Here is a 6,285-nt window from a genome sequence, read left to right as displayed (position 1 = left end):
TTGAAACCTAACCCCAATGTTTATAATATGTTACATATACCTACCTCACCTCCTAAACACCCCTAAAATCTACCTTCTTACTATTATAACCCCTTGATTTTACTGGAGTTAATAGGTCCAACCCTCACCATACATTATACCACATAATGTATCTTAACTACTGGTCCGAAAAACCCCTACCATTATAGTCATTATAAAAACATTTTTAGGATTAAGTGGTTTATCCTTTTTTAACCGCAAAGAACGCAAAGAAATCAACCGCAAAGAACGCAGAGATTATAGGTTGTTCACCACCCTTTTAATTCCTTCCTTGAGTCTTAATACATTGAAATTTATAAGCAATTAACAATATTTGAAAGTTCGTTTTCGTTTATAGACCTCTTTTTCTTTCTTTGCGTCCTTTGCGAAACCTTTCTTTGCGCTCTTTGCGGTTAAATCTTTATACCTTTAAAAAACTTGAACATCGAGTATCAGTTAACTCTTCTTTTCTCCACTTCTCCATCTTCTCCCTTTCTCCTTATTTTTATCCTACCTGAACCCTTACAAAGATTTGTAGTGCGAGGCGTTAGCTTCGCTTCTGGCAAGCCAAAAGGCGAACTTAAAGGTTCGCACTACATTTATGGGATGTCGTATCCATTTGTGGTTAATTTCCTTAATTCTCTGTGAACTCTGTGCCTCTGTGGCTGAACGCTTACTTATCTTTGCATCAAGATCACAGACACAATCGCCCTATTTACTTCCAATAGCTCTTCGTCTATACAATTTCCAGCAAAGTGTCTTTTCCTTTTTAAAATACGCCTTTGAATTATCAAGTGAACTGGCTATTTCATATTCTTTAATTGCCAGATTTAAAGATGCTGGTTGAATTTTGGTGTAACTTGTGGCAAGATGAGCATGATAAACTGGATGATAAAAATCAAATGCTACCGCTTTTTCAAACTTTAGTTTTGCCGCTTCCCATCTCCCCTTATCCGCCAGAATCACCCCTTGATTAAAAAATACATAACCTGAAAATGGTCTAAAAATACAAAAAAAACAGAAGATTATAATGATGCCTGTTAACCAATAAGTATTAGGAAAGATATATTCTTTTCCTTGTCTAAAGGTCAATATGCCCAGTATCAGCCAGAAATATAGCTGGAATACTGGTATCCAGAATAGATAATCGCCCTGATTATGAATGAGAAGCCCAATTAGACTTGCCAGCAAGCCTTCTCTAACTGCTTTCTCATAGGTATTTTCCTCAACTATGGTCTTAAACCCTTCCTTAAATAAACTCACTAATAGCCAGATAAAACTTAACAAACCAATTATTCCCATTTCACAAGCATATTGAATAAAGATGTTATGAGAATGGTAATGCCAGGGGACATCCTGTCTATAATCAAAAAAGACATTTGCGTATGCACCTGGACCAACACCCAAAATAAAATGGTCTAAAAACATCAGGCAGGAATATTTCCAGATGTAGAATCTCTGGAAAATTGAATGTGTGCCCAGCCAATGTGATGGGGAAAAAAGGTTATAAATAATAACTCCAACTATCACAATAAATAAACCTGATAGCAAAATAAATCCATATCGTCGTCTATTTTGCCTTGTTATAAAAAATAGGAAAAACAATGCTCCAATCACCCCCAAAACACTCCCTCTTGAAGAGGTAAAATATAAGGTGAGGAAAGAAAATAATAGGAGTAGCCCGAACAAAAATCTAAATCTCACGATAAAAAATAATCTTACCATCAAAGGGATAGTTATTACCAGAAAGCCGGCTAAAAGATTGGGATTGCCTAATGGATAGTAGAGTCTATCAATTAAGGATTTGGGGATATGAATCAAGAATTGATTCAAGCTTAAAGACAGGACAACTAATGTAGTCAATACCAAAGTAGGGACAAATAATTTTAAGTGTGTCGAAAGGTAATTTCCGACCATTAAAAAGAAAATTAAACAGCAGGCTAATTTAGTTATTTCTTCCCAACTCCCTCTTAAATAATGAGAATTGATTGTAGATAGAACTGCAGATAACATAAAAAATAAGATAGGTAGATGGACACAGGACTTAATTATCTTTATTTTTCCTGAAAATCCAATTAAGCCTGTAAGAATGACTAAAGATTCAATTAAGGTCAAGGAATAAAATGTATATCCCCCTAAAAGGAATGTTGGTGGAAGGAATATCAAAATAATCAACAGGAAAATAACTAATCTTTCTTTGACCCAGGTTAAGTTAATCATAACGCTTTTTCCTCAGATTTTAATTCCTTTGCGCTGGCGGAGGGATTCTTCTACTCTTTTTAAATAAGATTCACCATCCTTGATAATCGTTTTTGCCTGATGTCTTGCCTCTAGATTAATTTCTTTTCTAACCTTCTCCGTAAAAATACTGCGTCGTTCAACTTGCGAGGTTCCTGTTCGGCCTGTAAAGACAGATTTTATTCCTGTTTTTAGGGCTAAGTCAAAATGATGATGAGGTTCTTGCAATCGATGTATTATCTGACTAAGATGATACATTGCATGATAGACATTTATCACTACTTCTTCATACATCCCTTTTCTAAATAGTGTTTTTGCTTCATTTAGCTTTTCCCTTCCTGCAAATAATCGTTTATAAATTTCTTTTTTAGAATCATCCTCAATAAATGGAGTTTTTTTATAAATTATGGGTTTTTCTCTAATTAACTCGTGTGATTTTCGGACTAAATGAGAAGTAATATCCTCACATTCTTCCAAAATATCCGTGATTTGATGAGTTAAATAGTCTATTATTATTTCTTCTGATAGAAACCCTAAATCAACCAATATTCTTCCTAATTTTTTGTTAGACTTCTTTTGCTCTAACAATGCCTGATGGAGTTGTTCTTTCGTTAGTATTCCTTCCTCTACCAATATTTGACCGAGCAGCAACTTTTCGGGCATAGTTCTTTCCTCCGGTAGAAAAATTCAGGTGGTAATTTACCACAGAGACGCAGAGGAACAGAGAAAACATAAAAATAAATTAGATCACATAAAAGATTATTGATGCAGACATTGAAATACTTATGACCTGCTTGCCGAATGTTCAGCAGACAAGCCAGATTTGTTAATCCATTCCTAATTTTCATCAGGGCAAGTTTAATGTTGTTGTACTTAAGAGCTTGCCAGGGGATGTTAAGCGTCTCATCCATAGATTTTAATTTTTTTCTCTGCGTCTCTGTGTCTCTGCGGTGAACAGTTACCTTTTATTTTCATTTATTTACTTCTACCTTTGATATGTCTGGATAAATTTTTCTATTGACCTATCATAAGTCCTTTCAACATTTGGTGGAAATAAACAGCCTGGTAGTTGTTTCATACGCCAGTGGTATTGAATACATTCGCAACAAATACCCTTGCGAGGACAGGGCTCATAGGTGCAAGTGCACCCTTTTTTATTCTGTGCAACATTACATTCTCTCATCATTCACCTCCATAAAAATCCTGTCTTGAGTAAGATGCCCAGCAGGTGGGCGTTTCCCAGACCTTTACCTCTTCAAGTTTAACCTGACTCAATAATTTTTGTAGTTCAAGATAAAGATATTGGGCAATTGCCTCTGCAGTTGGGCTTGAATTTGAAAAAGGCTTTAGTTCGTTCAGATTTTGATGGTCTAAAGGTTCAATGACCTTTTTCGTCCACTCTTTTAATTCATCAAAATCGATAATCATCCCTGATTTATTTAGTTTATCATTGCTCACAATTACTTCTACATTCCAATTATGTCCATGGAGTTTGGAGCATTTATCTTGATGACCTATTATTTTATGTGCGGCACAAAATTGTGCCTCAACTCTTACTCGATACATAAAATTAATATAACACAAACATCTTAAGATGTCAATTGATTTTTAGTGAATTCAAAATAAACTCATAGATTTTATCTTTATCTTTCGGTGAAAACCAGGTAAATCTTTTTTCTGCACGAAACCATGTAATCTGGCGTTTGGCAAAATTTCGTGTTTGTTGTTTTATCATTTCAATTGTTTCATTTAAATCATAATCCCCTTTCAAATAACTAATTATCTGTTTATACCCAACGGCTTCCATAGCGATTAAATTCTCATTATAACCCATTTTAAGTAAAGATTGGACTTCCTCCACAAATCCTTGTTTTATCATCCTATCTACCCGTTCATTAATCTGACAATATAACTTATCACGCTCTTTATTTAAACAAATCATAATGAGATTATAATCTTTTTTCTGAGTTTTATGCTGTTGAAGTTGAGAGATGGGTATTCCTGTTTGATAGAATACTTCTAATGCTCGAATTATTCTGCGGGTATCATTTGGATTTAAATTTTCTGCCTTTTCTTTATCCACCTGCCAAAGTTTTTCATAAAGGTATGCGGTGCCAAATTGGGTCAGCTGGCGTTGAAGATTATGGCGGATAGTCGGAGAAGGGGCAGGAGATGGAAAAAGGCCTGTAGTGATTGCCTTGATGTATAATCCTGTGCCGCCAACTAAGAAAGGAAACCGTTTCTGTGAATGAACCTGGGCAATTGTTTCCTCTGCTTTTTCTTTAAAATCAGCCACAGTCCAATTTTCATCTGGATAAACAATATCTATCAAATGGTATGGAAGTTCCTGACAGAGAAGTTTATCAGGTTTTGCCGTGCCAATGTCCATATAGCGATATACCTGTCTTGAATCGGCAGAGATAATCTCTCCACCTGATTTTTGAGCAAGCAGATGGGCTAATTTTGTTTTACCGACCGCAGTCGGTCCGGCAATAATAATCAGTGGATACATTTTTATCCTGGATAGCCAAATGGCATAATATATAATGGGGCAAATTTTTTAGGCAGACTTAAACATCGGGTTACTTCCTCATCAATGAATGCGCCAATAACGACTGTGCCTAATCCTAATGTTTCTGCGATTAAAGAAAGATTTTGTCCTGCATGACCTACCTCCATATAGACATATTTTTCGCCACGACTGCCATATCTGAAGGTTGTTCGGCTATATTCGGCACAAATAACAATATCCAGTGGTGCACTGGCAATGAATTCCTGATTAAGTGCGGCTGAGGCTAATTCCCTTCTAAAATCCCCTTCTTTAATTAGCTCAAGGCTATGTTTCATTGGATGATAATGATGCACGCCAGAATTCATTCCTTCAACTATGCCAATTACGGCAAAAACCTCTAAAGGATAAGTTGCCCCAGCCGAAGGGACAGCACGACGAAATTGTTCAGTTATTCCTTGTGCTGACCAGAGAAGTTGGGATAACTGTTCAAGGGTGAGTGGGTCCTGTCTGAAGTTGCGTATGGACTGCCTCCGCGCAATTGCCTCCTCAATAGACATCTTCCCTGCGGTTTTAGGCCTGGGTAAGAAAATTATAGCCATTGTTTAAATTATATAATTCTGCCCAATAAATGTCAAGGATTATTTTCTGAAACCAGTTCTCAAGACTAAATTTTCATGATTTTTATTTTTAAGATACAATTTGGGGACAAGATGGTAGGGGACATTAGAAAGAACAGTTCTCTCCTGATATATCAAAATATCGGAGTCAAAAAAAAGATTGTCAATATGATATAGCGGTTATTAACTGGAAGTTTACATAGGATAATACCCATAAATAAGGCATGAGAATAATCGTTCCGTTAGGAACATAATATCGGTAGGAATAGATAGACAAATCAATCAGTTCCGTAGGAACGATATATTGGTAGAAAATTTATGGAAAGCCATTTACCGATATATTGTCCCTATGGGACATTAAATGAAGGATGAGGTAGAATTTTCGTAACCGTTCAGGCTATATATCAAAAGTGTCCGAAAGGGGATAAGGAGATAAGAGTGATATGGAGATAAGATAATAGAAATAGGTAGAAATTGATTGTGGAAAACAACAAATTTCCATAAATTTCTATTAGTTTCTATTACTCGATATTCAAGTTTTTTTGTAACTATTCACCATTCACCATTCACCATTCACAATTTCTTCCCTAAATTTCCTTAATAATGGTGAATGGTGAATTGTCAATTGTGAATTGTGAATTATCACTCTTCACGGTGTCAAGCAAACCTGGCCCAAGAGTTCGATGCACCGCTATAGCGCATCCAATGACTCTATTCGATAATTCATCAAATTTCACTTCGTGCTCTCCGTACCCTTCGTGGTGAATAGTTACGTTTTTTTTAAGATTAAGTGGTTTATCCTTTTTTAACCGCAAAGAACGCAAAGAAATTAACCGCAAAGAACGCAAAGATTATAGTGCTCTGTTAAGATTGAAGTTGCATGTTACTTAGGTAATCGGT

At 35.8% G+C, this 6,285-nt stretch carries 6 protein-coding genes; all 6 read right to left on the bottom strand.

Annotation, left to right across the window (positions count from 1 at the left end; all coding sequences use genetic code 11):
* Nucleotides 1-729: 729 nt before the first annotated feature.
* A complete protein-coding gene (locus AB1414_13555; GenBank protein ID MEW6608448.1) occupies nt 730-2,238 on the bottom strand; it encodes an O-antigen ligase family protein in 1,509 nt (502 codons plus the stop codon).
* Between the two features lie 12 nt (nt 2,239-2,250).
* A complete protein-coding gene (locus tag AB1414_13550; protein MEW6608447.1) occupies nt 2,251-2,919 on the bottom strand; it encodes a hypothetical protein in 669 nt (222 codons plus the stop codon).
* Between the two features lie 322 nt (nt 2,920-3,241).
* Nucleotides 3,242-3,439, bottom strand: a complete 198-nt coding sequence (locus tag AB1414_13545) for a DUF6485 family protein (protein MEW6608446.1) — start codon at nt 3,437-3,439, stop codon at nt 3,242-3,244.
* A complete protein-coding gene (gene queD / locus AB1414_13540; GenBank protein ID MEW6608445.1) occupies nt 3,439-3,822 on the bottom strand; it encodes a 6-carboxytetrahydropterin synthase QueD in 384 nt (127 codons plus the stop codon). The genes AB1414_13545 and queD overlap by 1 nt, the downstream gene beginning before the upstream one ends.
* Nucleotides 3,823-3,853: 31 nt before the next feature.
* The gene (miaA, locus tag AB1414_13535) at nt 3,854-4,768 is read right to left on the bottom strand and encodes a tRNA (adenosine(37)-N6)-dimethylallyltransferase MiaA (GenBank protein ID MEW6608444.1); all 915 of its coding nucleotides are present in this window, start codon (nt 4,766-4,768) and stop codon (nt 3,854-3,856) included.
* Between the two features lie 2 nt (nt 4,769-4,770).
* Nucleotides 4,771-5,367, bottom strand: a complete 597-nt coding sequence (locus AB1414_13530; protein MEW6608443.1) for a SagB/ThcOx family dehydrogenase — start codon at nt 5,365-5,367, stop codon at nt 4,771-4,773.
* Nucleotides 5,368-6,285: the final 918 nt, after the last annotated feature.

The sequence above is a fragment of the bacterium genome (assembly GCA_040755795.1).
Classification (GTDB): domain Bacteria; phylum UBA9089; class CG2-30-40-21; order CG2-30-40-21; family SBAY01; genus JBFLXS01.
Note: the sequence above shows the minus strand (reverse complement) of the source record. Positions and strands in the feature narration are given on the sequence as shown.